The 26471-nt window shown below is 71.2% G+C and carries 21 protein-coding genes, 1 other RNA gene and 2 pseudogenes; 3 read left to right on the forward strand and 21 right to left on the reverse strand.

Annotated elements, in window-relative coordinates:
- Positions 1–45 precede the first annotated feature (45 nt).
- The 12 genes from DY218_RS08295 to DY218_RS08350 all read right to left on the reverse strand — a co-directional run bounded on the left by DY218_RS08295 (position 46) and on the right by DY218_RS08350 (position 15374).
- Positions 46–327 (reverse strand): HU family DNA-binding protein, encoded by a 282-nt coding sequence (locus DY218_RS08295; protein WP_016645140.1) that lies wholly within the window; start codon positions 325–327, stop codon positions 46–48.
- A 347-nt stretch (positions 328–674) separates the two neighbouring features.
- Positions 675–2090, reverse strand: coding sequence for an NAD-dependent malic enzyme (locus DY218_RS08300; RefSeq protein ID WP_128555273.1), 1416 nt, complete (start codon positions 2088–2090; stop codon positions 675–677).
- 423 nt (positions 2091–2513) lie between these two features.
- A complete protein-coding gene (locus DY218_RS08305) occupies positions 2514–4850 on the reverse strand; it encodes a HelD family protein (RefSeq protein ID WP_128555274.1) in 2337 nt (778 codons plus the stop codon).
- Between the two features lie 33 nt (positions 4851–4883).
- A complete protein-coding gene (locus DY218_RS08310) occupies positions 4884–5681 on the reverse strand; it encodes an anti-sigma factor family protein (protein WP_128555275.1) in 798 nt (265 codons plus the stop codon).
- Positions 5678–6208: a sigma-70 family RNA polymerase sigma factor gene (locus tag DY218_RS08315; protein ID WP_128555276.1), complete on the reverse strand. Its 531-nt coding sequence runs from the start codon at positions 6206–6208 to the stop codon at positions 5678–5680. The genes DY218_RS08310 and DY218_RS08315 overlap by 4 nt, the downstream gene beginning before the upstream one ends.
- Positions 6209–6422: 214 nt before the next feature.
- A complete protein-coding gene (locus DY218_RS08320) occupies positions 6423–7022 on the reverse strand; it encodes a CGNR zinc finger domain-containing protein (RefSeq protein ID WP_128555277.1) in 600 nt (199 codons plus the stop codon).
- Between the two features lie 114 nt (positions 7023–7136).
- Positions 7137–8303 carry a uroporphyrinogen-III synthase gene (locus tag DY218_RS08325; protein ID WP_128555278.1) on the reverse strand — a complete coding sequence of 389 codons (1167 nt, stop codon included), beginning with the start codon at positions 8301–8303 and terminating at the stop codon, positions 7137–7139.
- Between the two features lie 116 nt (positions 8304–8419).
- Positions 8420–9790 (reverse strand): nitrate/nitrite transporter, encoded by a 1371-nt coding sequence (locus tag DY218_RS08330; RefSeq protein ID WP_128555279.1) that lies wholly within the window; start codon positions 9788–9790, stop codon positions 8420–8422.
- Between the two features lie 159 nt (positions 9791–9949).
- The gene (locus DY218_RS08335) at positions 9950–11353 is read right to left on the reverse strand and encodes an acyltransferase family protein (RefSeq protein WP_128555280.1); all 1404 of its coding nucleotides are present in this window, start codon (positions 11351–11353) and stop codon (positions 9950–9952) included.
- Complete coding sequence (locus DY218_RS08340) at positions 11350–13521, reverse strand: glycosyltransferase (protein ID WP_199566668.1); 2172 nt, start codon at positions 13519–13521, stop codon at positions 11350–11352. The genes DY218_RS08335 and DY218_RS08340 overlap by 4 nt, the downstream gene beginning before the upstream one ends.
- Complete coding sequence (locus tag DY218_RS34465; protein WP_199566669.1) at positions 13518–14228, reverse strand: hypothetical protein; 711 nt, start codon at positions 14226–14228, stop codon at positions 13518–13520. Before DY218_RS34465 ends, DY218_RS08340 begins: the two co-directional genes overlap by 4 nt.
- 183 nt (positions 14229–14411) lie before the next feature.
- Complete coding sequence (locus DY218_RS08350) at positions 14412–15374, reverse strand: LysR family transcriptional regulator (RefSeq protein WP_128555282.1); 963 nt, start codon at positions 15372–15374, stop codon at positions 14412–14414.
- Positions 15375–15457: 83 nt separating this feature from the next.
- Between DY218_RS08350 and DY218_RS08355 the strand changes: the two genes are divergently transcribed.
- Entirely contained in the window at positions 15458–16810 is a 1353-nt protein-coding gene (locus tag DY218_RS08355; RefSeq protein ID WP_128555283.1) for an MFS transporter, read from the forward strand.
- A gap of 327 nt (positions 16811–17137) precedes the next feature.
- Here the strand turns inward: DY218_RS08355 and ssrA are convergent.
- From ssrA to ftsE, 5 genes are all read right to left on the reverse strand, one after another.
- Positions 17138–17527, reverse strand: a transfer-messenger RNA (tmRNA) gene (gene ssrA / locus DY218_RS08365).
- Positions 17528–17661: 134 nt separating this feature from the next.
- A complete protein-coding gene (gene smpB, locus DY218_RS08370; RefSeq protein WP_128555285.1) occupies positions 17662–18141 on the reverse strand; it encodes an SsrA-binding protein SmpB in 480 nt (159 codons plus the stop codon).
- Positions 18142–18159: 18 nt separating this feature from the next.
- Positions 18160–19317 carry a S41 family peptidase gene (locus DY218_RS08375; protein WP_128555286.1) on the reverse strand — a complete coding sequence of 386 codons (1158 nt, stop codon included), beginning with the start codon at positions 19315–19317 and terminating at the stop codon, positions 18160–18162.
- A 68-nt stretch (positions 19318–19385) separates the two neighbouring features.
- Positions 19386–20303 (reverse strand): permease-like cell division protein FtsX, encoded by a 918-nt coding sequence (gene ftsX, locus DY218_RS08380; protein WP_128555287.1) that lies wholly within the window; start codon positions 20301–20303, stop codon positions 19386–19388.
- Between the two features lie 40 nt (positions 20304–20343).
- Complete coding sequence (gene ftsE / locus DY218_RS08385) at positions 20344–21033, reverse strand: cell division ATP-binding protein FtsE (RefSeq protein WP_128555288.1); 690 nt, start codon at positions 21031–21033, stop codon at positions 20344–20346.
- Between the two features lie 275 nt (positions 21034–21308).
- On the opposite strand from ftsE, the gene DY218_RS08390 reads away from it, so the two are divergent.
- On the forward strand, positions 21309–21512 hold the full coding sequence (locus tag DY218_RS08390) for a hypothetical protein (RefSeq protein ID WP_128555289.1): 204 nt from the start codon (positions 21309–21311) through the stop codon (positions 21510–21512).
- A gap of 213 nt (positions 21513–21725) precedes the next feature.
- Here DY218_RS08390 and DY218_RS08395 read toward each other — a convergent pair.
- A partial coding sequence (locus tag DY218_RS08395; RefSeq protein WP_233521434.1) for a hypothetical protein occupies positions 21726–22162 on the reverse strand: 437 nt, incomplete at its 5' end.
- A 1-nt stretch (position 22163) separates the two neighbouring features.
- A pseudogene (locus DY218_RS34945) lies at positions 22164–22385 on the reverse strand (hypothetical protein); the annotation flags it as partial.
- 387 nt (positions 22386–22772) lie between these two features.
- Here DY218_RS34945 and DY218_RS08400 point away from each other — a divergent pair.
- Positions 22773–25100 (forward strand): DEAD/DEAH box helicase, encoded by a 2328-nt coding sequence (locus tag DY218_RS08400; protein WP_233521435.1) that lies wholly within the window; start codon positions 22773–22775, stop codon positions 25098–25100.
- A gap of 6 nt (positions 25101–25106) precedes the next feature.
- Here the strand turns inward: DY218_RS08400 and prfB are convergent, their stop codons facing one another.
- Positions 25107–26213, reverse strand: a complete 1107-nt coding sequence (gene prfB / locus DY218_RS08405) for a peptide chain release factor 2 (RefSeq protein WP_128555291.1) — start codon at positions 26211–26213, stop codon at positions 25107–25109.
- A 69-nt stretch (positions 26214–26282) separates the two neighbouring features.
- Positions 26283–26471: pseudogene (locus DY218_RS34145) on the reverse strand (serine/threonine protein kinase); the annotation flags it as partial.

Here is a 26471-nt window from a genome sequence, read left to right on the forward strand (position 1 = left end):
GCACCCGGATCACTCCGGGTGCCGCCCTCCTGAGGCTTCGGGTTGTTACTTGCCCTTGGCCGCTTCCTTGAGCTTCGAGCCCGCGGAGACCTTCACGCTGTAGCCGGCCGGAATGTTGATCGGCTCACCGGTCTGCGGGTTCCGGGCGGTGCGAGCGGCACGGTGCGTGCGCTCGAAGGTCAGGAAGCCGGGGATGGTGACCTTCTCGTCGCCCTTGGCAACGATCTCGCCGACGGTCTCGGCGAACGCGGCCAGCACGGCGTCGGCGTCCTTGCGGGTCACCTCGGCGCGGTCGGCCAGCGCGGCCACCAGCTCACTGCGGTTCATTTTTGTACTCCCGTGTTCTTCGTGCCGTTGAGGCGTGCCACGCGGCGGCCATGCCGCATGTCGAGCACCAGCTGAGCCGATGCTGCCAGGGGCCCTGGAGGTCCCCGGACCCGGGTCCCTTCGTAGACCCACGCGCCCAGAGAGGCATCCTGCCCCCACGTACGGTGGTAAAGCCAATCCGGCACCCCTGGGAGTCACACGAAAAGCGCCACGCAACAACTACGGTGACACTCCGTCCACTCCCGGCGGCTGACCGCTGGACTCATTGGGCGGGGCTGCCCGCAACCCTAGAGGGCCTCGCAGGGGCGGGGGTTGTGCGACGCGCCGCCCGAAGGCGGTGCAACACGTCACACGCCGGCGCCGACCGCCTTCGCTGCGCCACGCACCGCTCCGGCGACGGCGCCCGCGACCTTGTCGTTGAAAACGCTCGGAATGATGTAGTTCGGGTTGAGTTCGTCCTCGGTGACGACGTCCGCGAGGGCCGTCGCGGCGGCCAGCATCATCTCCGTGTTGACGGTGCGCGACTGGGCGTCGAGCAGACCGCGGAAGACACCGGGGAACACCAGGACGTTGTTGATCTGGTTGGGGAAGTCGGAGCGCCCGGTGGCCACAACTCCGGCCGTCTCACGGGCGATCGACGGGTCGACCTCGGGGTCGGGGTTGGCGAGCGCGAAGACGATGGCACCCTCGGCCATGGCGGCGACGTCCTCGCGGCCGAGGACGTTCGGCGCGGAGACGCCGATGAATACGTCGGCGTCGCGCACGGCCTCCTTGAGGGTGCCGCTGACGCCCTCCGGGTTGGTGTTGTCGGCGATCCAGCGCAGCGGCGAGTCGGGCGCCGCGTCCACCAGGTCACCGCGGCCGGCGTGCACGACGCCGTGGATGTCCGCGACGACCGCGTGCTTGACACCGGCGGCGAGGAGCAGCTTGAGGATCGCCGTACCGGCCGCACCGGCGCCGGACATGACCACGCGGACGTCGCCGATGTTCTTGCCGACCACGCGCAGGGCGTTGGTCAGGGCGGCCAGTACGACGATGGCGGTGCCGTGCTGGTCGTCATGGAATACCGGAATGTCCAGGGCCTCGCGGAGCCGGGCCTCGATCTCGAAGCAGCGGGGCGCCGAGATGTCCTCGAGGTTGATGCCGGCGAATCCGGGGGCGATGGCCTTGACGATCTCGACGATCGCGTCGGTGTCCTGGGTGTCCAGGCAGAGCGGCCAGGCGTCGATGCCGGCGAAGCGCTTGAAGAGGGCCGCCTTGCCCTCCATGACCGGCAGTGCGGCCTTCGGCCCGATGTTGCCCAGGCCGAGGACGGCCGAGCCGTCGGTGACGACCGCGACCGAGTTCCGCTTGATGGTCAGGCGGCGGGCGTCCTCGGGGTGCTCCGCGATCTGGGTGCAGACCCGGGCGACGCCCGGCGTGTAGACCATGGAGAGGTCGTCACGGTTGCGGATGGGGTGCTTGGACTGCATCTCGATCTTGCCGCCGAGGTGCATCAGGAACGTACGGTCGGAGACCTTGCCGAGGGTGACGCCCTCGACGCCGCGCAGCTGCTCGACGATCTCGTCGGCGTGCGCCGTGGACGAGGCGGCGATGGTGACGTCGATCCGGAGCGTCTCGTGCCCGGAGGCGGTGACGTCGAGACCGGTGACCGAGCCGCCGGAGGACTCCACGGCCGTGGTCAGTTGGGATACCGCTGTTCCGCTGGCGGGCACCTCAAGGCGGACCGTCATCGAGTAGGAGACGCTGGGCGCCGTTGCCATGGCCGACTTCCTCTGCTTTCACCTGTATCGCTGGTGCGCCCGCGCCGGGCGCGGGAGCGTCATCCGATGGTCGCACCTACCGCTCAGTACGGGGTAGCCGCATCGAATTGCGAACGTTGTGTTCTCGGGCGTGTTCTTCGATGTCTTCCGGGGTACAGCTGCTTTCGGAAAACAGATTCCACCATACGAGAGATGCAGGCAACAGAAAAGGTCCCCGCCACCTGGTGACGGGGACCTCTCTTCGGGCTCCACTCGGGGATCTCGCCCGGACGCTCAGTGACACCGACCCGCCATGCTCGCCTCGCGGCAAGTGGTCGCTCGCAGCGACTATGGTTGGGCCCGGGGGCTTGGATCGGGCCGGTGCCACATCCACGGTAACAAACGATCCCCGTAAGGCAATTCCCCCTCAGTACCCCTCAGGAATCAGTCCCGCAGCAGGTCGGGCACCCCGTCCGCGTCCGGTGCGTCCCGCTCCCCGGAGACCAGGGTGAGCTCCTGGGTCGCCCGGGTCAGCGCCACGTACAGCACCCGCAGACCGGCCGGCGACTCGTCCGCGATCTCCGCCGGTGACACCACGACCGTCGCGTCGTACTCCAGGCCCTTGGCCTCCAGGCTGCCGAGGGCGACCGCCCGCGGGCCGAGCCCCTCGAGCCAGCCGGCCGCCTCGCCACGGCGCCGCATCGCGGCCACCACACCGACCGTGCCGTCCACCCGGTCGAGGAGCCGCCGGGTCTCCTCGCGTACGGCAGGGCCCAGGTCGCCGGCGGACGCCACTGTGAAGTGCGGGCGCACGCCCGTCGAGCGGACCGCCTTCGGGGGCTGCGAGCCGGGCATCGCGAGCGCCAGGACCTTCGAGGCGAGTTCGGCGATCTCGGCGGGATTGCGGTAGTTCACGGTCAGTTCGAAGCGGCGGCGCGGGCGGGTGCCGAGCGCCTCCTCGCGTGCCTCGGCCGCCTCGTCCGGGTCGGACCAGGAGGACTGCGCCGGGTCGCCGACCACCGTCCAGGTGGCGTGCCGGCCGCGGCGGCCGATCATCCGCCACTGCATCGGGGTCAGGTCCTGCGCCTCGTCGACGATCACATGGGCGTACTCGGTGCGCTCCTGGGCGAGGCGTTCGGCGCGCTCGCGCTGGGTCTCCTCGCGCACCGGCATCAGCTCCTCGAGGCCGGTGAGCTGGTCGAGCGGGTCGAGTTCGCGCGGCTTGCGGGGGCGCGGCGGGGTGCCGAGCACCGCGGTCAACTCGTCGAGCAGCGCCACGTCGTGCACCGAGAGACCGTCACGGCGCAGCGAGCGGGCCACCCGCCGGACCTCGCCCGGGTTGAGCACCCGGCGGGCCCAGCGGCCGAGGCGCCGTTCGTCGGCCATCGCGGAGAGCACCCCGCGCGGGGTGAGTTCGGGCCACCAGGCGTCCATGAAGTCGATGAACGCGTCCTCGTCGCGTACGTCCTCGTCGAAGCCGGACCTCAGTTCCGCGGCCAGTTCGGGGTCGCTGTGCCGGGCGGCGGCGCCGGACTGCTCCCACAGGGCGTCCAGGAGGAGCTTGCGGGCGCGCGGGCGCAGCAGGTTGACCGGGGCGGTGCCGCCGAGCGCCGTGCGGCGGATCCGGTCCAGGGCGTCCCGCTCCAGTTCGAGCCGCCGGCCGAAGGCGACGACTCGCAGGCGCTCGGGGCGGGCCGCTCCCTCGGCGGGCAGCTCGAGGGAGCCGCGGGCCGCCTTGCGGAGCACCTTCAGGAATCGGGAGGAGCCCTTGATCCGGGCCGTCGCCGGCTCGTCGTACAGGCTCGCCTCCACCCCGTCGACGAGCGAGCCGACCGCGCGGATCGCGACCTGGCCCTCCTCGCCGAGCGAGGGCAGCACGCCCTCGGTGTAGGCGACGAGCAGCGGTGTCGGGGAGACGATCAGGATGCCGCCCGCGTACCGGCGCCGGTCCTGGTAGAGCAGGTACGCGGCCCGGTGCAGCGCCACCGCCGTCTTGCCGGTGCCGGGCCCGCCCTCGACATGGGTGACCGAGGCGGCGGGTGCGCGGATCACCCGGTCCTGCTCGGCCTGGATGGACGAGACGATGTCCCGCATGGTGTGCCCCCTGGACCGGCCGAGCGCCGCCATCAGGGCGCCGTCACCGATCACCGACAGCGGCTCGCCGTCCAGGTACGCGGTCAGCTCGGGGCGCATCAGGTCGTCCTCGACGCCGAGCACCCGGCGCCCCTTGGAGCGGATCACCCTGCGGCGCACCACCCGGCCCGGATCGACCGGTGTGGAGCGGTAGAAGGGCGCGGCGGCGGGCGCGCGCCAGTCGATGACGAGCGGCGCGAAGTCCTCGTCGAGCACGCCGATCCGGCCGATGTGCAGGGTCTCGGCGATGTCGGCGGTGGCGTCGGGACGGACCGCGCCCTCCGCCGGTTCCACCGAGGTGTACGCGCCGTCGGGGCCCTTCTTGCCGTCCTTGCCGAGCAGCAGGTCGATCCGGCCGAACAGGAAGTCCTCGAACTCGCTGTTCAGCCGGTTGAGGTGGATGCCCGCCCGGTACACCTGCGCGTCCCGCTCGGCCAGCGCCCCCGGGGTGCCGACATGACCGCGCTGCGCGGCGTCGTGCATGAGGAACTCGGCCTCGTGGATCTTCTCCTCGAGGCGCAGGTACACCCGGTCCAGATGCTCCTGCTCCACGCTGATCTCACGGTCGCGTGCGTCGGCCACCGAGCCCCCTTCGTGCTGTGCTGGGCAGCCGTCAACCGTACGCGAAGTCACGCCCTCGCGTGGCATCCGGGGGCAGGGCGTGGCCGCTTCCCGCCGGGGTCACGCATCGACCTCCACCAGGCGCCGGCCGTCGAAGGTGCGTACCTCGAAACGGTCGATGTCCTCGCGGTCGAGGGCGGAGCCGCCGTGCACATAGAGCGGTTCGCGGGCCCATTTGTTCGGGCTGTCCTCGATGCCGTAGCCCCACTTCGGCACGGACCAGGAGCTGACCGTCTGCTCCTCGCCGTCCTTGCCGACGGCGATCAGGGAGCACTTCAGCGGGCCCTTGACGTTCTTCAGCTCGAGGACCGTGTGGGTGCCCCAGCCCTTCTCCTCCATGCCGACGGTGGCGGTGACGTCGGTGCCCTTGTCGGTGGCGTGCACCTTGTCGTCCATGTCGCGCAGGAAGGCGTCCGCTGCGGGGGTGCTCGCGCTCGACTCCGGCTTGGCCGCGCCGTCCTCGGCGGTCAGGGCGAGCACCGCGAGCGGCGCCGTGATCACCAGGGCGGCCGCGGCGGCCAGGAGATAGAAGCCGCGCCTGCGGCGGTGCGCGCGGCGGCGCACCACCTCGTTCACCGCCTTGTCGAGGACCCGGGGTCCCGGTGCGGCCGCGAACTGCTCGCCGAACTCCGGTGCGGGCTGCGGCGGCAGATCGGCGAGGGCGGCGAGCATCGGCTCCATGCCGGAGAGTTCGTCGAGCTGCCCGGCGCAGAACTCGCACTGTGCCAGGTGCAGTTCGAAGGCGCTCGCCTCCGCGTCGTCCAGGATGCCGAGGGCGTACGCGCCGACCGTCTCGTGCACGGCGTCCACCTCGTGCCCGCCGTCCCGGCCGTGGCCGCCGGTGCCGTGGCCTGTCATGCCGTCACCCCCCGCTCCTCGAGCGCAAGCTTCATCGAACGCAGTGCGTAGAAAACCCGGGACCGCACGGTCCCCGCGGGTATGCCGAGCGCCTGCGCCGCCTCATTGACCGTACGGCCCTTGAAGTACGTCTCCACGAGGACCTCGCGATGCGCGGGTGTCAGGTCGTCGAGCGCGTCGGAAAGAGTCATGAGCCAGAGCGCCTTGTCGATCTCGTCCTCCGCGGGGATGACCTCCAGGGGCGACGGGTCGACCTCCTGCGGCCTGGCCTGCCGGCTGCGATGGCCGTCGATGACGATACGCCGCGCGACCGTGACCAGCCAGGGGCGGACCGACCCGGTGGCGGCGTTCAGACGGTTCGCGTTCTTCCAGGCTCTGATCAGGGTCTCCTGGACGACGTCCTCCGCGCGCTGGCGGTCGCCGGCGACCAGGCGCAGCACATAGGCGAGCAGCGGACCCGCGTGCTCACGGTAGAGCGCGCGCATCAACTCCTCGTCGGGCTGCGGTGGTTCCTGACGTCCGGGCATGCGATGCCTCGCCCGTGGGGGGCGTTCAGCTGCCACGGCGGAATCCTTGCGCACGCGTACCTCCGGTGTCCGGGGGTTGGGGACAGCCAGGGGGTAGTGGTGGATTCTGTGCGGTGCCCTGGCACCCCGGTCGGGTCATCCTGGAGTTACGTACGCGGGTGGCGTTGTGTTCAACGCATGCTGGAGATGCAGGTCTTGGGCCGCTACGCCGTGTTCACCGGTCGGCGAGGGAGGCCGCCCGGCGGCGGTGGCGGGCGACCCGTGCGCGGTTTCCGCACACCTCGCTCGAGCACCAGCGGCGGCGCCTGCCGCGCGAGGTGTCCAGATAGACCAGCGGGCAGTCGGCCCCTTCGCAGCGGCGGATACGGGAGCGGGCGGCCGGGTCGGTGAGGAGTTCCACGGCGTCGCGGGCGACCGCGGCGAGCAGTTGCGGACCGGTGGGGTCGCCGTGCAGGGCGCGGACCAGGCCGGTGCCGGCGGGGCCGGATGCGGCACGTGGGGCCGGGGGTGCGACGGCGGCCTGTTCGTTGACCCGGGCCAGCGGCGCAGAGGGGACGGCGGCGCCCGGCGGCGTCGTTCCCGGTATCAACTGGGCGAGATCCGCACGCAGTTCACGGAAGGCGAGCAGACAGTCGGCGTCGACGAGGCCGAGCGGCTCCCCGGCCGGGACGACTCCCGCGCCGGTCAGCCAGGCGCGCAGCGCCCGGGCGCTGTCGAGCCGTTCACCGGGGTGCGCGGTGGCGAGCAGATCGAGGCAGACCCGCCCGGAGTCGAAGCGAAGTTCGTACGGGGCCGGGTCGTAATCCGACGCCATGTGCGTGTCACCGCCTTGTGGGGGTACCGGTGTCGCCACCCACCAGAGTGCCCGTACGTGAGGACGTCCGGAAGCCCTGCGGCAGCCGTACTCCCGGGGGCGCCCCACGGCGCGTCAGGGTCGGGGCGCGTCGGCGTACTTGGTGTCCGTGGTCGGGTCGAGGGCGAGCCGGTAGCCGCGTTTGACCACGGTCTGGATCAGGCGGGGTGTGCCGAGTGCGCTGCGCAGGCGGGCCATGGCGGTCTCCACGGCGTGCTCGTCGCTCCCGGAGCCGGGCAGCGCGCGCAGCAGGTCGCCGCGGCCCACCACCCAGCCGGGCCGCCGGGCGAGGGCTCTGAGGAGGGACATCCCGGCAGGCGGTACGGGGCGCAACTCGCCGTCCACCACGACCGCGTGGCCCCTGATCTCCATCCGGTGCCCCGCCACCGGCAGGGCACGCGCGCGTGCGGGCAGTTCGCGGCACAGGGTCTGGACGAGCGGGCCGAGCCGGAACCGCTCGGGCTGCACGGTCGCGATGCCGTGCGACTGCAGCGGCAGCGCGGTCACCGGTCCGACACAGGCCGCGAGCACGTCCTGGCCGAGCACGGCGGTCAACCGGTCGAGGCTGCCGTGGTGTTCGGCCCGGGACAGCAGGGACGCGGCGGCCGGGGCGCTGGTGAAGGTCAGGGCGTCCACGGACCCGGCGAGCGTGGCGTCCAGGAGGCGGTCTACGGGGCCGATGTCCTCGGGCGGCAGCCAGCGGTAGACGGGGACCCCGACGACCTCGGCGCCCGCGGCGCGCAGCGACTCGACGAAGCCGGGCAGCGGTTCGCCGTGCAACTGGACGGCGACACGGCTCCCTTCGACGCCTTCTTCGAGCAGTCGGTCGAGGACCTCGGCCATCGACTCGGAGGCCGGCGACCACTCCTCGGTGAGTCCGGCTGCCCGGACGGCGCCCTTCACCTTGGGGCCGCGCGCGAGCAGCCGGGCGCCGCGCAGGGCGGCGAGCAGGTCGGTGCCGACGCCCCAGCCGTCCGCGGCCTCGATCCAGCCGCGGAAGCCGATCGCGGTGGTCGCCACCACGACGTCGGGTCCGCGTTCGAGGAGTTGCTTGGTGGTGGCGTACAGCTCGCTGTCGTCGGCGAGCGGCACGATGCGCAGGGCGGGCGCGTGGATGACGGTGCCGCCGCGCCGGGTGAGCAGCGCGCCGAGCTCCTCGGCCCGCCGGGCGGCCGTCACACCGATGGTGAAGCCGGCGAGGGGGCCGTGCGCGGTGCCGTCGGGGTGGTCGGTGTGGTCCATCGGTCTTGTCCCGCCTGACTGTGGTGCGTGCGGACGACCGAGCCTGTCAACGGTGCGTGACGGGCTCGGTTCGGCCGGATTGCCTCGGTGTTACGGGGGCCGCCCCGGACGGGGTGCTACACCTCCGCGTACCCGAGCTTCGGTTGCGTCGCCGCGGCCGGGCCCGGCGCCGCGTCCCGCCTTCGAAGGTATACGGCCCAGGTCACCAGGGCGCAGGCGCCGTAGCAGCCGAGGAAGGCCACGAAGGCCGCGGTGCCGGTGCCGGCGGTCTGGAAGGACTGCCGGAAGGCGAGGTTGATGCCCAGGCCGCCGAGCGCGCCGACCGCCCCGATCAGGCCCATCGCGGCGCCGGAGAGCCGCCGCCCGTGGGCCGCCGCGGCCTCGCCGGTGAGCCCTTCGGCGAGCGCCCGCCGCTGGAAGATGCCGGGGATCATCTTGTACGTCGAGCCGTTGCCGAGCCCGCTGAGGACGAACAGCGCGGTGAAGCCGACCAGGAACACCGGCAGCGACTCGAGCACCGAGGCAAGGACGACCACCGAGGTCGCGGCGGCCATCCCGGCGAAGTTCCACAGGGTGATCCGGGCGCCGCCGAGACGGTCCGCGAGCCGCCCGCCGACCGGCCGGATCAGCGAGCCGAGCAGCGGACCGAGGAAGGTCAGCGAGGCCGCCTGCAGCGGGGTGCGGCCGAACTGGGTCTGCAGGACGAGGCCGAAGGCGAAGCTGTAGCCGATGAACGAACCGAAGGTGCCGACGTACAGGAACGCCATGATCCAGGTGTGCCGGTCGCGGATCGCCTCGCGGGCGGCACCGGTGTCGTTGCGTACCGGAGCGAGATTGTCCATGTGCCGGGCGGCGAGGGCGGCGGCGAGCACGATCAGCGGGATGTAGATGCCGAGCAGGACGCGCGGGTGGCCGGCCCCCGCGGTGCCGATGACCAGGAGTCCTACCAGCTGGACGACGGGGACGCCGATGTTGCCGCCGCCCGCGTTCAGGCCGAGCGCCCAGCCCTTCTCGCGCAGCGGGAAGAACGCGTTGATATTGGTCATCGAGGAGGCGAAGTTGCCACCGCCGACCCCGGTCAGGGCGGCGACGAGCAGGAACGTCCCGTACGAGGTGCCGGGTTCCAGCACGGCGTACGCGGCGACGGTCGGCGCGAGCAGCAGCGCGGCACTGAACACCGTCCAGTTCCGGCCGCCGAAGCGGGCCACCGCGAAGGTGTACGGCACCCGGATCACCGCTCCGACCAGCGTGGCCGTCGCGATCAGGAAGAACTTCCCGGCCGCGTCGACGCCGTACTCGGGGCCCATGAAGAGCACGAGCACCGACCACAGGGTCCAGATCGAGAAGCCGATGTGCTCGCTGATCACCGAGAGCAGCAGATTGCGGCGGGCCGTCCGGCGCCCCGACTCCTGCCAGAACTGCTCGTCCTCCGGGTCCCATTGCTCGATCCAGTGGGACCCGCCGCGCGGGGTGGTCGGGGCTGTCATCACGCCTCCACGAAGGGGTCGGTTCGTGGAGGCGACGCTAGGGACGGCGCGTTTCGGGCCCGTGCCGCCCGGTGACCTCCGCGCAACCTTGCTCTCACCCGCGGTGCGCGGTGGGTGTGAGCCCGGGCGCGGAGGTGCGCGCGACGTCCGGCGCCGTGCTCAGCGCCGGTGCGAGCCGCCCGCGGCGGCGCGGCGGCCACCGGACCTGGAGGATCCGGCGGAGCGCCCCTTGGTGCCGTTCGGCCACAGCCGCGGGCTGCGTTTGGCCGCGAGGTCCTCGACCCAGCCCACGGCGAGGATCATCAGCCCGATCAGCGGCCACACCAGGACGAACATCCACAGTGTGTACGTCGTCGAGAAGGCGTCCCCGAAGTGCTCGGACAGGAACGGCACGTTCCACACCTGGTCGAGTAGCGGGATGGTGGCCATGATCAGCGCGTTGTGCCAGAGGTAGATGGTGACCGCGCGGTTGTTGGACAGCGTGATGAGCTTGTCGAACTGGGCCAGTCTGCCCGGCAGTTGCTGCCAGGACGGCGCGTACTGCAGCAGGATCACCACGAATCCGAAGGACCAGGTGGCCTGGGCGAGCGGGATGTCGTTGAGGTCCCAGCCGTCCGGGCCGAGGTGGCCGGAGGCCCACCACAGGCCGAAGGCCATGAAGAGCGCGGCGAGCGAGATCGCCATGTACCGCGGTATCTCCTTGAGCACGCCCTCCTGGTGGGCGAAGCCGAGCACCCAGCAGGAGCCGTAGACGGCGAAGTCCGTGACCGCGTTCCCCGTCTCGCCCGGGATGTTCACCAGGCTGGTGCCGACCACGGCGGTCAGTGCGAGCGGCGCGAGCAGGGTCGCCCACGGCAGCCGGCGGAACGCCCAGAGCAGCAGCGGCGAGGCGATCACGAACCAGAGGTACGCGCGGATGTACCAGAGCGGGCCCGCGGCCTGCACGGCCCAGGTCTGCTCCAGCAGACCGCCCGGGTCGCCGGCCTGCCACGGGTAGGGCGGGGCCCCGATCGGCACGACGTAGTTGAACAGCTGAAGGAACCAGGTGCCGCCGAGGTCCTTCGCCGGATTCCAGCCACCGAGCAGCATCACCGGGAGCACGGCGGCGCTGAACACCCAGACGGGCGGCAGCAGTCGGCGCACCCGGCCGCGGATCACACCCCAGGCGGGGCGGTTCAGGGACCGCGCCATCAGCGAGCCGGCGAGCGCGAACATCACGCCCATGGACGGGAAGAGGACGGTCAGCCAGGCCCAGCCGAAGATGTGGTAGAAGACCACGCGCACCAGGGCGAGCGAGCGCAGCAGGTCGAGATAGCGGTCGCGGCCGGGCTTGGTCCGCTCGGCCGGTGCGGGCGCCGCCTGTGCGCCGTCCGGTTCGGGTGCGGGCACGGCGGCGGTGTCGCGCCGCGGGGGCACGCCCTGCGCGGGTACGGCACCGGGCCCCGGTGGTGGGTACGCGGCCCCCGGGGGCGGGTAGGCGGCCTGCCCGGGTGCGGGCGGAGTGCCGTACGGGTCCGGGACGACCGGGATCCGCCGGGTCCCGCCGCTGTCGGGGTGGGTCATGCGACGGGCCTCCGCTCCTCGGCACGGGACCGCCCGCCGGGCACGGAGCCGGGTGCGGCTCCGACGACCCCGGTGCGCCGGAGCTTCTGCCAGCGCAGCCGGCCCCCGGTCAGGGCGGTGATCCAGGACTGCAGCAGCACGACGTACATCAGCTGCCGGTAGAGGATCTGCTGGAGGGGCAGCGAGATCAGATGGGTCATGCGCTCCCGGTCGAGCCGGAACGCGTAGGCGGCGCAGACCGCCTGCACGGCGAGCACACCGAGCCAGGCGAACACGGTCTTCTGGGTGGGGCCGAAGACCAGGCCGTACAGCAGGAACACGTCGATGAGCGGGGCGAGCAGCGGCGCCAGGACCATGAACAGCGAGACGAGCGGCAGTCCGACCCGGCCGAAGCGTCCCGATGGGCCCCGCTCGATGAGGGCGCGCCGGTGCTTCCAGATCGCCTGCATCGTGCCGTACGACCAGCGGTAGCGCTGCGACCACAGCTGCTGCACGGTCTCCGGGGCCTCGGTCCAGGCGCGGGCCTTCTCCGCGTAGACCACCCGCCAGCCGTCGCGGTGCATGGCCATGGTGATGTCGGTGTCCTCGGCGAGCGTGTCGTCGCTCATGCCGCCGACCCGCTGCAGGGCGCTGCGGCGGAAGGCGCCGACCGCGCCCGGGATCGTCGGCATGCAGCGCAGCACGTCGTACATCCGGCGGTCCAGGTTGAAGCCCATCACGTACTCGATGTGCTGCCAGGCGCCGATGAGCGAGTCCTTGTTGCCCACCTTGGCGTTGCCCGCGACGGCGCCGACGCGGGGGTCGCCGAAGGGCTGCACCAGTTCACGGACGGTGGACGGCTCGAAGACGGTGTCGCCGTCCATCATCACGATGAGGTCGAAGCGGGCGTTGGCCAGGCCGCGGTTGAGGGCGGCGGGCTTGCCCGCGTTGTGCTGGCGCACCACCCGGACATTGGGCAGGCGGAGGTTCTCCACGATGCGGGCGGTGCCGTCGGTGGAGCCGTCGTCGATGACGATCACTTCGATCGGATGGTCGCTGCCGGTGAGCGAACGCACCGTGTTCTCGATGCACTTGGCCTCGTTGAACGCCGGGACCAGGACGCTGACCGGCTCGGTGATCCGCGGGCCCCAGCGGAAGCGGCGCCGCCGGGTGCGTCGGGCGTGCACGAAGGACAGGAGCAGCATCAGGCCGAAGCGGGCGAAGACCAGGAAGCCGATGACGGCGAGGGCGACGACCAGGCCGCCGGTCGCCTTCTCGGAGACGCTGACCGCGAGGACGAACGCCTTGCCCTTCCACAGGTCGAGCCCGCTCACCGGGGTGTGCGCGCTCGGCAGGTCCATCGCCTCGGTGAGATTGGCGAACTCGTAGCCCTCGTCCTGCATCGCGGGCAGGAAGCGGTCGAGGGCCTCGACGGTCTGCGAGCGGTTGCCTCCCGAGTCGTGCATGAGGACGACCGCGCCCTTGCCGCCCTTGGGGGTGGCGCGCTTGATGATCTCGTCGACGCCGGGGCGCTTCCAGTCCTCGCTGTCGGTGTTGTTGACCACCGTGATGTAGCCGTGGTCGGCGATGTACTGGGTGACCGGCCAGTTGGCGTTGTCGAAGGCGTCGGCGAAGGACGAGTACGGCGGGCGGAACAGCGAGGTCCGCACGCCGGCCGCGCCCGCGAGCGTCAGCTGGTTCTGCGAGAGCTCCCAGTCGATGCGGCTGTTCGACTGGTACGAGAGGTCGGGGTGGTTGAAGGTGTGCAGGCCGACCTCGTGGCCCTCCTTCACCATGCGCTCGACCAGCTCCGGGTAGCGCGATGCCATGGTGCCGGTGACGAAGAAGACGCCGTGCGCGTGGTGCTTCTTCAGCTTGTCGAGGACCTTGGGCGTCCACTCCGGGTCGGGGCCGTCGTCGAAGGTGAGCACCAGTTTGTGATCGGGCACGCTCAGGCCCCGGGGCTTGTCGCCGTCGCGTGCGTCGATCACCGGGCCGCCCTCGAGAACCTCCTCGGGGACCTTGTCGGTGGCGACCGGCGGCCGTACCCGGTGGTCGGCGAGGATCTCGCTGTGCACGTACCCCCGCAGCATCAGCATGGCGAGGAGCGCGACGAGCAGCAGCGAGGGCAGCAGGTAACGCATGGGGAGCCGACGGCCGCCGCGGCGGCGTCGTGAGCGGGATGTCATCTTGGTGCGCCCTCCGGGGCGACGCGGTGGAGCGCTATCTGTTGAGCGGCGAGGCCATCGGCGGGCGGGTCGGTCGGCTTGGTGGGACCGTCGGTCGGGCCCGGCTCGTCCGTTTCGTCATCCGTCGGGTCGGGGTCCGGGGAGTTGTCGTCCGTCGGGTCCGGGTCGGGCGAATTGCCGTCGGTCGGGTCCGGGTCGGGCGAATTGCCGTCCGTCGGATCCGGGTCGGGCGTCACGTCGTCCGTCGGCGAATTGCTGAGTGTCGGACCCGGCACCACGCCACCGGTGTCCGAAGGACCAGGTGTCGGCGTCGGGGCGGGTGAATTCTCCGGGGTGGCCGAATCGTCGGGCGGCGAGGACGGGGAGACCTTGCCGGCCGGCTTGTCGTCGTCCTTGCCGATGCCGGGCATCCAGGGGGCGTCCGAATTGCCGGACACCAACGTCGCGCCGAGCACGACCGCGTAGACCGCGCAGGCCATGCCGAGGATCCAGCCGAGTCGCCTGAGGCGACGGCTGCGGCCGCCGGACTCGTCGACGAACACCGGACCGTCGGAACCGTCCTGGCCGTCCTCGGCAGCGGCCGTGCCCCGGCCCTGATCGAGGTGGCTGACGCTGCCGATCTGCACCGTGACTTCGTTCGGATCGTGGGCGAGCTCGGCACGCTCATCGCGCGCCGGATCCGGCTCCACGCCGTCTGAGTGCCCCAAATGGGCACCTTTACGCCAATTTTCCACTGCTCTACGCCCATCCCCCACTGCCCGGTGCGGGCGCTAAGACGACACCGGGCACTCGCCACCGGATCGGGCCCCCACCCGATCCGGGCGCCCCCCTTATCACACTGCGCCCGGACCACGAATGTAGCGCACGCCGCCGACAGCTGTTGTCCCCGGTCAGTCCGGACACATCATGATGCGCCCATCCATGCCCGGAATCCAACTCCCGGCAGGTGTCTCCAACCACCCCTCCTCCTGCGCCAACTGCCGTGCGGCCAGGCGCAGAGCGTCGATTCCCGGGTGCTTGTGCCCCCGTCTCCATACAAGTGACACAGGCGACAGTGGGATCGGTTCCACCAAGGGCCGCAGAACCGTGCCCGGCATCGCGGGGAAGTCCACGACGGCGAGCACCGGCGTCCGGGTCTTCGCCATGATCCGCCGGAATTCGTCCGCCCCCACGGCCAGCGGGGCGGGCGGCGCGATCTCGATCCCCCTGCCCTCGAAGAGGCGGCGCGCGAGGTCCGTCCACTCCAGGGTGCGCGGATTGCCCGCGCCCGCGTAGACGGTCTCGCCGGCCAGCTCGGCGAGCTCCACGCGCGCGTGGCCGGCGAGCCGATGGTCCTCGGGCAGCACCACGGCCATCGGTTCGTACCGGACGGGCTGATGGTCCAGACGGTCCCGCAGGGACGGTTCGAGACCCGCGTACCGGCCGAAGGAGGCGTCGAGGCGCCCCGCCGCGATCTCCCCCGCGGCCCGGGTCAGACCGCTCTCGTAGCGGGCCATCAGCTCGTGGTCGGGGGCCAGTTCGCGGGCCCGGTCCAGGACGCGGCCGCAGGCGAGGCCCGGGCTGTTGAGGTCGACCAGGAGCGGACCGGCACGGCCGGCGGCGACGAGCAGTTCGTCCTGCGCCGCGAGCACCCGACGGGCGTACGGCAGCAGCCGCTCGCCCTCGGACGTGAGCGCGACCTGACGGGTGGTGCGGACGAAAAGGTCGGCGCCGAGCTCCCGTTCAAGGCGCCGCACGTCCCGGCTCAGGGCCTGCTGGGCCACGAAGAGCCGGGCGGCGGCCCGGCTGAAGTGCAGCTCGTCGGCCACCGCCGCGAAGGCGCGCAGCAGTCTCGGTTCCACGTCCCGGGGCATCGCACGAATTTACAACGCCGGCGCGTCAATCGGTGCCGAACAGGTGTTGGACCCCGGACACGGCCCGCCACGAGGCTTGCCCCATGCCCTCCGCACATCCGGCCCCGGCCGCTTCGCCCCGCCAACCCGCCCCCGTCGACCACCACTTCGCCGTCGCCGGCGACGTCCTGATCGCGGCGGACCGCTCGGGCGGATCGGGCCATCGCCCCGAACGTCCACGCCGCTCACCATTCGCGCCGTACCGCCGCCTCTTCGCGGTCCCCGGCACCCGCGCCTTCACCCTCGGCAACCTCCTCGCCCGGCTGCCCATGGGCATGTTCACCGTCAGCGCGGTCATCATGATCGCCGCGGCACACGGGTCGTACGCCCTGGCCGGCGCGGTCACCGCCACCGGCCTCGCCGCCACCGCGTTCGTCGCCCCCTGGACGGCCCGGCTCGTCGACCGGTACGGGCAGGCCCGCGTCGCCCTGCCCGCCACCGCAATCGCCGCACTCGGCTCCCTGGCCCTGGTGCTCTGCGTACGGTCCGGCGCGCCCGCCTGGACCCTGTTCCTGTGCTACGCCGCGACGGCCACCACCCCCAACACCGGCGGCATGGCCCGAGCCCGCTGGCGCCATCTCTTCCGCGACGACCCGGCGGCCCGGCACACGGCCAACTCCTTCGAACAGGCCGCGGACGAGCTGTGCTTCATGCTCGGCCCGGTACTCGCCGCGTTCCTGTGCACGGCCCTCTTCCCGGAGGCCGGCACGCTCACCGGCGTCGCCCTGCTGCTCGCCGGCATGGCCCTGTTCACCGCCCAGCGCTCCACCGAACCACCGGTCCGGCGCCCCGCCTCCCGTACGGAGTCCCCGGTCCGCGCACCCGGCATGCTCCCGCTCCTCGCGGTGTTCCTCGCCACCGGCGCCGTGTTCGGCTCGCTCGAGGTGATCACCGTGGCGTACGCGGACGACCGCGGTCACCCGGCCGCCGCCGGCCTCGTCCTCGGCCTGCAGGCGGCCGGCTCGGGCGCGGCCGGCCTGGTCCTCGGCACGCTCTCCTTCAACGGCCCGCTCCACCGCCGCCTGCGGTACTGCCTGCTCGCCATGACGGCCCTGATGACCCTCCCCCTGGCCGCCGCGACCACCGGCTCACTGCCCGTACTCGGCTGCGCCCTGCTGATCGCCGGCATCGCGACCGCGCCGACCATGGTCACGGGGATGTCCCTGATCCAGGACCTCACCGACGAGAGCCGGCTCAACGAGGGCATGACCCTCGCCGTCACCGCCCTGCTCACCGGCATCGCCACCGGCTCCGCCACCGGCGGCTGGTCCACGGACCACCTCACCCCCACCACGGCCTACGCCACCCCTGCCATCGCAGCCTGCCTGGCCCTGATCCTCACCCTGCGCATACGGCCTCGTACGCACGACGGCCAAGCAGCCGCGCGCAAGCCGTGACCGGGCTACTTGCAGTCGTCGTACAACGCGTGGTCCGAGCCCTCACACAAGCTGTCCGTGTACCCGGGATCGCTGACCACCGGGCTCGGCGACGCGGGCGGAACCGAATCGCTGCCACTGCCTTGGCAGGCCCCCACGATGCCGACGATCACCGCGATCCACAGGAAGGCGCCGCAGCCGAGCCGGCCGGGCGACAGACCAGGCGCGGCGAGCACCCCTGCGGCGGGCCCCTCTGTCGCCCTCGCACGGCAATTCGCAGTCCAACTCAATTCATAAAAATGCCCCCGGCCCGCCGAGCGTATCGACGGGCCAGGGGCCACATGGGAATTGTGGAGATGGCGGGAATCGAACCCGCGTCCAACGGTGCGGAACCAGGGCTTCTCCGAGCGCAGTTCGCTGCGATTTTCTCGGCCCCGGAGATCACGCGAACAAGTCTCCGACGGGCCCAGTCACTGTTTGATTTCCCACCGAACCCCGTGACCGGGCTCGATGGTTTAGTTCCCTAGCTTATGCCAGGATCCGGGTCGGGAACGTCCCCGGGCTGACACCCATTTAGGGTCCCTCGATCACTACCTGATCAGGCAGCGAGAGCGAAGGACTGGGAATCGCGCTTGGTATTGGCGATTATTTTTTGCGACATATGGTTTACGAGATCATTGCCGCTTCCTCGGCTCGCTTCCCCTGCTTCGACAGCCGCTGTCGAAACCGATCATCCCCATGTTGATTTTTCAAAGCGCCCGCTCCTCGCGGAGAGGGCCTGCCCCGGCTGTGCGGGACGAGTGCCATCGTACGTGACCAACGCATGACGGGGCCAGCCTATTTCCGGCGGCCCGTGACACGGCCTCCGGCGGCTAGGCGCGCTGCTTGCGCCGGGCCGCCGCGATCGCGCGGTCCGTCTCGCGCCGGTCCTGCTTCTCCCGCAGGGTCTGCCGCTTGTCGTACTCCTTCTTGCCCTTGGCCAGGGCGATCTCGACCTTGGCCCGGCCGTCCTTGAAGTACAGGGAGAGCGGCACGATCGTGTGGCTGGTCTCCTGCGACTTGGCCGCCAGCTTGTCGATCTCGACCCGGTGCATCAGGAGCTTGCGCTTGCGGCGCGCGGAGTGGTTCGTCCAGGTGCCCTGGTGGTACTCCGGCACATGCACGTTGTGCAGCCAGGCCTCGTGGTCGTCGATCTGCACGAAGCCGTCCGCCAGCGATGCCCGCCCCTGGCGCAACGACTTGACCTCCGTGCCGGTCAGCACCAGACCGCACTCGTAGGTGTCGAGGATGTGGTAGTCGTGCCGCGCCTTCTTGTTCTGCGCGATCAGCTTGCGCCCTTTTTCCTTAGCCATAGTGCCGTCATTTTCGCACTACGAGGGGGGCCTGAGGCCACTCAATACTGTGCGGGCCCGCTCCTGCGCACCGTCGCCGGCCACCAGGTCGGGGGTGAGACCGCGACCGTCGACGCCGCGCCCCGACGGGGTGTTGTAGTGGCCCACGGTGAGTTCGGCGACAGAGCCGTCGGGCAGCTTGCTCGGCATCTGGACGGAGCCCTTGCCGAAGGTCCTGGTCCCCACGACGACCGCGCGACCGCGGTCCTGGAGGGCCCCGGTGAGCAGTTCGGCGGCGCTCATCGTGCCGCCGTCGACCAGCGCCACCACCGGTCGGTCCGCGTCCCCGCCGGGCGGCGCGTGCAGGGCACGCTGTTCACCGCGTACGTCGTAGGTGGCGACGAGGCCGCCGTCCAGGAAGGCGGAGGCGGCCTTGACCGCCTCGTCGACGAGTCCGCCGCCGTTGCCCCTGAGGTCGAGCAGTACGCCGCTGCCGGACGGAGCGCGGCGGACCGCCTGCCGCACCCGTTCGCCCGAGCCCTTGGTGAAGGCCTTCACCTTGATCTGTACGTTTCCGCCGGGCAGCCGCTCGACCGCGACCGTCTCCCGCTGCAGGGTGGCCCGGTGCAGCGTCTCCTGCCACACCCGGGCACCGCGCCGGAGCCCCAGCTCGACCGTGCTGCCCGCGCCGGCCCGGTCGCCGCGCAGCAGTCCCACCACGTCGCGGACCCGGCTTCCGGCGAGCGGCCGGCCGTCGACGGTGCGCAGCCGGTCACCGGACCGGATGCCGGCCCGGTCGGCGGGGCCGCCGCGCTGCACCCGGTCGACGACGATGCCGCCGTCCCGCGCCCGTACGGTCCACAGGCCGACGCCGGTGTACCGGCCGTCCAGGTCCTGCTCGAACTCCGCGTACTCCCCGGCGTCGTAGACCGCGCCCCAGCGGTCGCCGCTGCGGCTCACCGCGTCCTCTGCGGCGTCGGTGGGTGACTTGCCGTCCAGCATGGCCCGGGCCGCCGCCTCCGAGACGCGCTGTGCGGCGGGGGCGGGCTGCACTTCGTCGCCGTGCGCCGGCTCCTGGGGTGTGCGGCCGAGCGAGCCGGTGGCGGCACCGGTGGCGAGGACGACCGCGAAGACCAATGTCAGGGTCGCCCCGCGGCGCACACCGCGAGGTCTGGCGAACAGGTCAGGACCTGACATGCCGGTGAGTCTAGGACAACAAGGGGCGCCGCACGGTTGCTTGACCGTACGGCGCCCCTTGGCATGTGTCACACCTTCAGGTACTTGCGCAACGCGAAGAACGCGGCCATCGCCGGCATCAGCAGACCGATCGCGAGGACGAGCGGCAGCTTGGCGAGCACCTGGTCCCAGCCCACGAACTGGATCAGCTGAAGCTTGTCCGCGAGCGCGAGGCCGTGGTCGATCAGGAAGTACCGGCCGACGAGCAGCATCAGACAGGCCACGCCCGCGCCGAGCAGTCCCGCGAAGGCGGCCTCCATGATGAACGGCATCTGGATGTAGAAGCTGGACGCTCCCACGAGGCGCATGATGCCGGTCTCGCGTCTGCGGCTGAACGCCGACACCCGCACGGTGTTGACGATCAGCATCAGCGCAACGACCAGCATCAGCGCCATCACCGCGAGCGCCGCGTAGTTCATGCCGTTGAGCAACTCGAAGAGATTGTCCACGGTCTTGCGCTGGTCCTGCACCGACTGCACGCCGTCGCGGTCGGAGAAGGCGCTGGCGATGACCTGGTACTTCTCGGGGTCCTTCAGCTTGATCCGGTACGACTCCTGCATCTGGTCCGGGGTCAGCGAGTTGACCAGGGGCGAGTCGCCGAACTGCTCCTTGTAATGCTTGTACGCCTCGTCGCTGGACTCGTGGATGACGTTGTCGACAACGCTCATCTTGTCCAGGTCGGCCTTGATGGTGTCCTTCTGCTGGGCGGTGACCGCTCCCTTGGTGCACTTGGGGTCGGTCTCCGCGTCGCCCTTGTTGCAGAAGAAGATGGCGACGTTGACCTTGTCGTACCAGTACCCCTTCATGGTGCTCACCTGGTCGCGCATGAGCAGCGAGCCGCCGAAGAGCGCCAGAGACAGGGCGACGGAGACGATGACCGCGAAGGTCATGGTGAGATTGCGGCGGAGACCGACGCCGATCTCCGACAGGACGAACTGGGCGCGCATGGCGTCCTTTCAGTGCTCTCGTTGCTCTGTGCTGATGCTCTCAGTGCTGGTAGCCGTAGACGCCGCGCGACTGGTCGCGGACGAGACGGCCCTTCTCCAGCTCGATGACACGCTTGCGCATCTGGTCCACGATCTGCTGGTCGTGGGTGGCCATCACGACGGTGGTGCCCGTGCGGTTGATCCGGTCGAGCAGCTTCATGATGCCGACGGACGTCTGCGGGTCCAGGTTGCCGGTCGGCTCGTCCGCGATGAGCAGCATCGGACGGTTCACGAAGGCGCGGGCGATGGCCACCCGCTGTTGCTCACCGCCGGACAGCTCGCCGGGCATACGGTCCTGCTTGCCGCCGAGGCCCACCAGATCGAGCACCTCGGGGACCGTCTTGCGGATGGTGCCGCGCGGCTTGCCGATGACCTCGAGCGCGAAGGCGACGTTCTCGCCGACGGTCTTGTTGGGCAGCAGACGGAAGTCCTGGAAGACGGTGCCGAGCTGGCGCCGCATGTGCGGCACCTTCCAGTTGGAGAGCCTGGCGAGGTCCTTGCCGAGGACGTGCACCTGGCCGTGGCTGGCGCGCTCTTCGCGCAGCAGCAGCCGCAGGAAGGTGGACTTGCCGGACCCGGAGGAGCCGACGAGGAAGACGAACTCGCCCCTCTGCACTTCGAGGGAGACATCCCGCAGCGCTGGCCGCGTCTGCTTGGGATAGGTCTTGGAGACGTTGTCGAATCGGATCACGGATGCACCACGGGTTGCCGGGGGTAGGTGAGCGTGACCATACGCGAACCGGCGAGTGCGGCGCAGTCGCCGTCCTGGGTTGCGCGGTTTATCACGGATCCACGAGGGAACGGACCGGTCGGAATCAGGCGTGCGGGGGCACCTGGGACGGGTCCGGGGCGCGCCGAATCCCGGGGAAGCTGGCACAGTGGTAGGGGGAACGGTTGCGTTCCCGTGTGCGTTGTGCGAAGCAGCGGGTACGGTTGCGGCTTCGCCGCGCGGGAGGAGGAGAGCACATGACCTTGGACAGGTTGGTGTGCGCGAACTGCGCGGCGCCCGTGAGCGAGGGGCGCTGTCACGTGTGCCGGGCGCATCGCGCGCGGCTCGAGCAGGACGGCGGCCCCCTGGGGGGCCTCAGCCCCGTGACGCTCGTCACCCTGCTCGCCGTCCTCATCGCGGCGATGACCTTCCTCGCCCTCGGCCCTTCGGGCGCGTTCTAGGCCAATTTCGGGCCACCCAAATCCAGCCCGACCACTTCCAGCCCGTCCGGCGTTTGAGGACATCCTTTGACCGGCGGTCAAGCACGTGGCTTCCACAGCACCGCCCCGGACACAAGACGGTGCCCCCGCCGGGCCAGACCCGGCGGGGGCACCGTGCGCGGGCGCGGGGGTCAACCACCCCCGCCCCGTAACCACTTCAGCGGCAGCGCACCGTCACGCCACGTTCCGGCCGGAGACCAGCCGCGGCAGCATCCGGAACCCGATACCGCCCGCGATCATCGTCGCCGCACCGATCAGCAGGTACGTCGTCTCCGCCGCACCCGTCTCGGCCAGCTCGCCCTTGCCCTTGTCCGCCGCCTCGGGCGCGCCGCCCGCGTCGGTCAGGCCTTCCTTGCCCTGGCCCTGCTCGACGGGCTCGTTGCCGCCGTCGGGGTCGGTGCCGTCGCCCGGCTCGTCACCCGGCTCGGAGGGCTCGTCGGTCGGCTCATCCGTCGGCTCGTCGGTGGGCTCGTCCGTCGGCTCATCCGTGGGCTCGTCGGTCGGCTCATCCGTCGGCTCGTCGGTGGGCTCGTCCGTCGGCTCATCCGTGGGCTCGTCGGTCGGCTCATCCGTCGGGATGTCGGTGGGCTCTTCGGTGGGCTCCTCGTCGTNGATGTCGGTGGGCTCTTCGGTGGGCTCCTCGTCGTCGCCGGCCGGCAGGTCGACACCGATCTCGGCGCCTTCCTCGTCCACACCGGCCTTGACACCGATTCCCGCCACGTCGACGTCCACGCCGACGGCCGAGGCCGCACCGGCAGCGGTGAGCGACGCTCCGGCAGCGATCACCGCGCCGGCGGCTATGCGCGCCACGCGGATCCGCGTCTTCTTCGTCATCTGCCTGCTACCCCCAGTAGCTTTTCTCGTCGATGGAGCAGCCGTATTCGGGGCAACGGCCCGGCGGAATCTGTCTCGAGCTCGGGACCGCCTCCGAAAGGCCGTCCGCCCCGCCCCCGCTCACACCCGCCCCAGACATACGCATGCTGCACTGCAGCCTGTCCAGAGTTAAGAGTTACGTCAAGGCCGTTCCGGGCGAGATGTCGTGTTCATTGCGGCTTGACCGGCGTCCGCCATGCGACTGTGACGCAATCACCACGGTTCGGCCCCACCGGAGTCCCCAACTCCGCGCCGTACAGCGCCCGCTGGGACTGTCGTACCCGAGTGCGAGGATGAGTCGGCCGGCCCCGGCGGGCGGTCGGTGTGAGTGGCGAGACAGGAGTAGGCGTGGCACAGGACGTTCCGGCGACCCCCGGGAGCCGGGCCCGGGTCGTACTGCACCGGGCGGGCGAACTGCTGCGCGCCGCACGGTCCGTGGTCGACGAGCACCGCGGCGCGCAGCAGGCCGTACGGGATGCGACACGGTCGCTCGAGGACGAGCTCGCCCGCGCGGAGCTCGCGGCGTTCCCGCCGTCCCGGCTGCGCGACGTCACCCGGGGCCAGTTGCGCGAGGCGGCGATCGAGGCGCTGACCGCCGCCGGTTACACCTCGGTCGGCCAGGTCCTGGACGCCGACGTCCACACCCTGCGCCGGGTGCCCGGCATCGGCAGCACCACGGCCGCCCAACTGCGTTCCGCGGCCGAGCAGTTGCACCAGTCGGCGACCGGCATCGTGGCGGTGCGGATCGACGTGGACGCGGCCCGGGGCGCGGGCTCCGCCGCCGAGCCGCAGACCGCCTCGGCCGCCAAGCACACCCAACTGGTCCTCGCGCTCAACAGACTGCTGCTCGCCGGCCCCGGCATCGCCGAGGCCGCGGCCCTCGCCGAACGCACCGCGCAGGAACTCGAACCGCATCTGACGACGGCCCGGCCCACCGCCTCCCGGCTGAAGTTGATGCTGACCGGCCGGGAGCGCCGGGCCGCGGCCAGGGCCTCGCTCGGCACGCTCGTCGAGCTCCTCGCGCGCGCGGACGCCGACGACGTACCCCTGGCCCTCGGGCAGGCCACCACGGATCTGCTGCGCGGACCGGTGCCGGCCGACCAGGCCTGGCTCGACTTCCAGGTCCGGGCGGCCGACTACTACACCCTGCTCGGCCAGGTCGCCGACCTGCCCGAGGACCGGGCCTCCACGGAGGGCTTCCTGCCGTCCGGCATCGCCGAGGAGATCCGCGCACAGCCGCTGGACGAGTCCCTGCTCGATGTGTCGCTGCGCGGCTATCAGGCCTTCGGCGCCCGTTTCGCGCTGGCCCGCAGGCGGGTCCTCATCGGTGACGAGATGGGGCTCGGCAAGACGATCCAGGCGATCGCGGCGATGGCCCATCTGCGGGCCGCCGACGGCGCCCGCCACTTCCTCGTGGTCTGCCCGGCGGGCGTACTGATCAACTGGATCCGGGAGGTGGAGACGCGCAGCGCCCTGCCCGCGTACCGCGCGCACGGCCCCGACCGCGAGGCCGCCTTCGCCGCCTGGGTCGAGCACGGCGGAGTCCTGGTCACCACGTACGACCTGCTGTGGACCCTGAAGCTGCCCACCGCGCTCGAGCTCGGCATGCTGGTCGCGGACGAGGCGCACTACGTCAAGAATCCCGCCACCCGCCGCGCGGACGCCGTCCAGAAGCTGATCCGCCGCCGGAACACGGGCCGTGTGCTGTTCCTGACGGGGACGCCGATGCAGAACCATGTGGCCGAATTCCGTGTCCTGGTAGGCCAGTTGCAGCCGTCCCTTGTGCGCACCATCGGTTACGGCATGGCGGCGGGCCACTCGAAGGCCTTCCGGGCCGCGGTGGCACCCTGCTATCTGCGGCGCAATCAGCCGGACGTACTGACCGAGCTGCCGGGCGTGATCCACGCCGACGAATGGGAGGAGTTCTCCGACGGCGACCGGGCGGCGTACCGCAGGGCCGTCGCGGACGGGAACTTCATGGCGATGCGCCGCGCAGGGTACGCGGACCCCGAGCGGTCGGCGAAGCTCCAGCGGTTGCGCGAGCTGGTCGAGGAGGCCGCCGAGAACGATCTGAAGGTGGTCGTGTTCTCCGCGTTCCTCGACGTACTGCAGACGGTCCACGACGCGCTCACGGACGTCACCGACGTCACCGACAATCGCAGCGAGGATACGGACGCGGGTGCGGATACGGATACGGACACGGATGCGGTCGCAGCCGGGACGGTGACCGGGCTGCTGACCGGCGCCGTGCCCACCGACCGGCGGCAGGAGCTGGTCGACGCCTTCACCCGGGCCTCCGGGCACGCGGTGCTGCTCGCCCAGATCCGTACCGGCGGGGTGGGCCTCAATCTGCAGGCCGCCTCGGTCGTCGTCCTGTGCGAGCCGCAGCTCAATCCGGCCCTGGAGGCGCAGGCGGTGGGACGGGCGCACCGGATGGGCCAGGTCCGCCGGGTCCAGGTGCACCGGCTGCTCGCCACCGACAGCGTGGACCACAAGCTGCTCGGCATCCTGGAGGAGAAGAAGGCCCGGTTCGACGCGTACGCACGGCGCAGCGAACTGGCGGAATCGGTGCCGGAGGCGCTGGACATCTCCGAGCCGGACCTGGCCCGCCGGATCGTCGAGGACGAACAGCTGCGGCTCGCACTCGGCGGCGGAGCCGCGCCGCCGCCGGACTGATCCGGCCTACTTCTCCTGGCTCTTGCGCCAGCGGATCCCGGCCTCGATGAATCCGTCGATGTCACCGTCGAGCACCGACTGCGGATTGCCCACCTCGAACTCGGTCCGCAGGTCCTTCACCATCTGGTACGGGTGCAGGACGTACGAACGCATCTGGTTCCCCCAGGAGTTGCCGCCGTCGCCCTTGAGGGCGTCCATCTTGGCCTGCTCCTCCTGGCGGCGGCGCTCGAGGAGCTTCGCCTGCAGGACGTTCATCGCGCTGGCCTTGTTCTGGATCTGGGAGCGCTCGTTCTGACAGGAGACGACGATGCCGGTGGGGACGTGGGTGATGCGCACCGCGGAGTCGGTGGTGTTGACACCCTGGCCGCCGGGGCCCGAGGCGCGGTAGACATCCACGCGCAGCTCGGACTCGTCGATGTCGACGTGGTCGCTGGACTCGACGACGGGCAGCACCTCGACGCCGGCGAACGACGTCTGGCGGCGGCCCTGGTTGTCGAACGGGGAGATGCGCACCAGGCGGTGGGTGCCCTGCTCCACGGAGAGCGTGCCGTAGGCGTAGGGGACCTTGACGACGAAGGTGGTCGACTTGATGCCGGCCTCTTCGGCGTACGACGTCTCGTAGACCTCCGTCGAGTACCCGTGCCGCTCCGCCCAGCGCAGATACATCCGCTGGAGCTGCTCGGCGAAGTCCGCGGCGTCGACGCCGCCGGCCTCCGCACGGATGTTCACCAGGGCGTCGCGGGCATCGTACTCGCCGGAGAGCAGCGTGCGGACCTCCATCTCGTCCAGCGCCTTCCGGACCGCGGCGAGCTCGGTCTCGGCCTCCGCGCGGGTGTCTGCGTCGTCCTCCTCGTCGGCCATCTGGAAGAGCACTTCCAGATCGTCGATACGGCTGCGCAGCGCCTCGGCCTTGCGGACCTCGGCCTGCAGGTGCGAGAGCCGGCTGGTGATCTTCTGCGCCGCCTCCGGGTCGTCCCACAGGGACGGGGCCGCGGCCTGCTCCTCGAGCACGGCGATGTCGGCCCTCATGCTGTCGAGGTCCAGGACGGCCTCGATGGACCCCATGGTCGAGGCGAGGGACTTGAGCTCTTCGGATACGTCGACGACTGCCACGAGACCCAGCCTAACGGCATTGCCTCGCAATACTCCCCGCCCGGGGTGGTACCCGGACCGGGCGGGCGCTCAGGGGGCGACGGGCGCCGTGGAAGTGCGCTCCTTCGGGGTCGCGTCGGCGTCGTCGCCGGAGACCGCGAGCCAGCCGCCCACGCCGAGGGCGGCCACCACGGCGACCGCTGCCGCGCCGAGGGCGAGGCGTCTGCGGCGGGCGACCATCGCCGCGCGGTGGCGGGCGGAGCCCGGGCGCGGGGCCCC

It is taken from the genome of Streptomyces triticagri (genome assembly GCF_003429565.1).
GTDB lineage: Bacteria > Actinomycetota > Actinomycetes > Streptomycetales > Streptomycetaceae > Streptomyces > Streptomyces triticagri.

Bases quoted from the DNA above. Each gene is read 5' to 3' on its own strand.
- DY218_RS08375 (WP_128555286.1), bottom strand. From the start codon at position 19,317: ATGTCAGGTCCTGACCTGTTCGCCAGACCTCGCGGTGTGCGCCGCGGG.
- DY218_RS08350 (WP_128555282.1), bottom strand. From the start codon at position 15,374: ATGCCCCGGGACGTGGAACCGAGACTGCTGCGCGCCTTCGCGGCGGTG.
- ftsX (WP_128555287.1), bottom strand. From the start codon at position 20,303: ATGCGCGCCCAGTTCGTCCTGTCGGAGATCGGCGTCGGTCTCCGCCGC.
- DY218_RS08330 (WP_128555279.1), bottom strand. From the start codon at position 9,790: ATGACAGCCCCGACCACCCCGCGCGGCGGGTCCCACTGGATCGAGCAA.
- DY218_RS08325 (WP_128555278.1), bottom strand. From the start codon at position 8,303: ATGGACCACACCGACCACCCCGACGGCACCGCGCACGGCCCCCTCGCC.
- DY218_RS08300 (WP_128555273.1), bottom strand. From the start codon at position 2,090: ATGGCAACGGCGCCCAGCGTCTCCTACTCGATGACGGTCCGCCTTGAG.
- DY218_RS08390 (WP_128555289.1), top strand. From the start codon at position 21,309: ATGACCTTGGACAGGTTGGTGTGCGCGAACTGCGCGGCGCCCGTGAGC.
- DY218_RS08335 (WP_128555280.1), bottom strand. From the start codon at position 11,353: ATGACCCACCCCGACAGCGGCGGGACCCGGCGGATCCCGGTCGTCCCG.
- DY218_RS08305 (WP_128555274.1), bottom strand. From the start codon at position 4,850: ATGCCACGCGAGGGCGTGACTTCGCGTACGGTTGACGGCTGCCCAGCA.
- DY218_RS08295 (WP_016645140.1), bottom strand. From the start codon at position 327: ATGAACCGCAGTGAGCTGGTGGCCGCGCTGGCCGACCGCGCCGAGGTG.
- DY218_RS08310 (WP_128555275.1), bottom strand. From the start codon at position 5,681: ATGACAGGCCACGGCACCGGCGGCCACGGCCGGGACGGCGGGCACGAG.
- DY218_RS08340 (WP_199566668.1), bottom strand. From the start codon at position 13,521: ATGACATCCCGCTCACGACGCCGCCGCGGCGGCCGTCGGCTCCCCATG.
- DY218_RS08320 (WP_128555277.1), bottom strand. From the start codon at position 7,022: ATGGCGTCGGATTACGACCCGGCCCCGTACGAACTTCGCTTCGACTCC.
- DY218_RS08355 (WP_128555283.1), top strand. From the start codon at position 15,458: ATGCCCTCCGCACATCCGGCCCCGGCCGCTTCGCCCCGCCAACCCGCC.
- DY218_RS08315 (WP_128555276.1), bottom strand. From the start codon at position 6,208: ATGCCCGGACGTCAGGAACCACCGCAGCCCGACGAGGAGTTGATGCGC.
- smpB (WP_128555285.1), bottom strand. From the start codon at position 18,141: ATGGCTAAGGAAAAAGGGCGCAAGCTGATCGCGCAGAACAAGAAGGCG.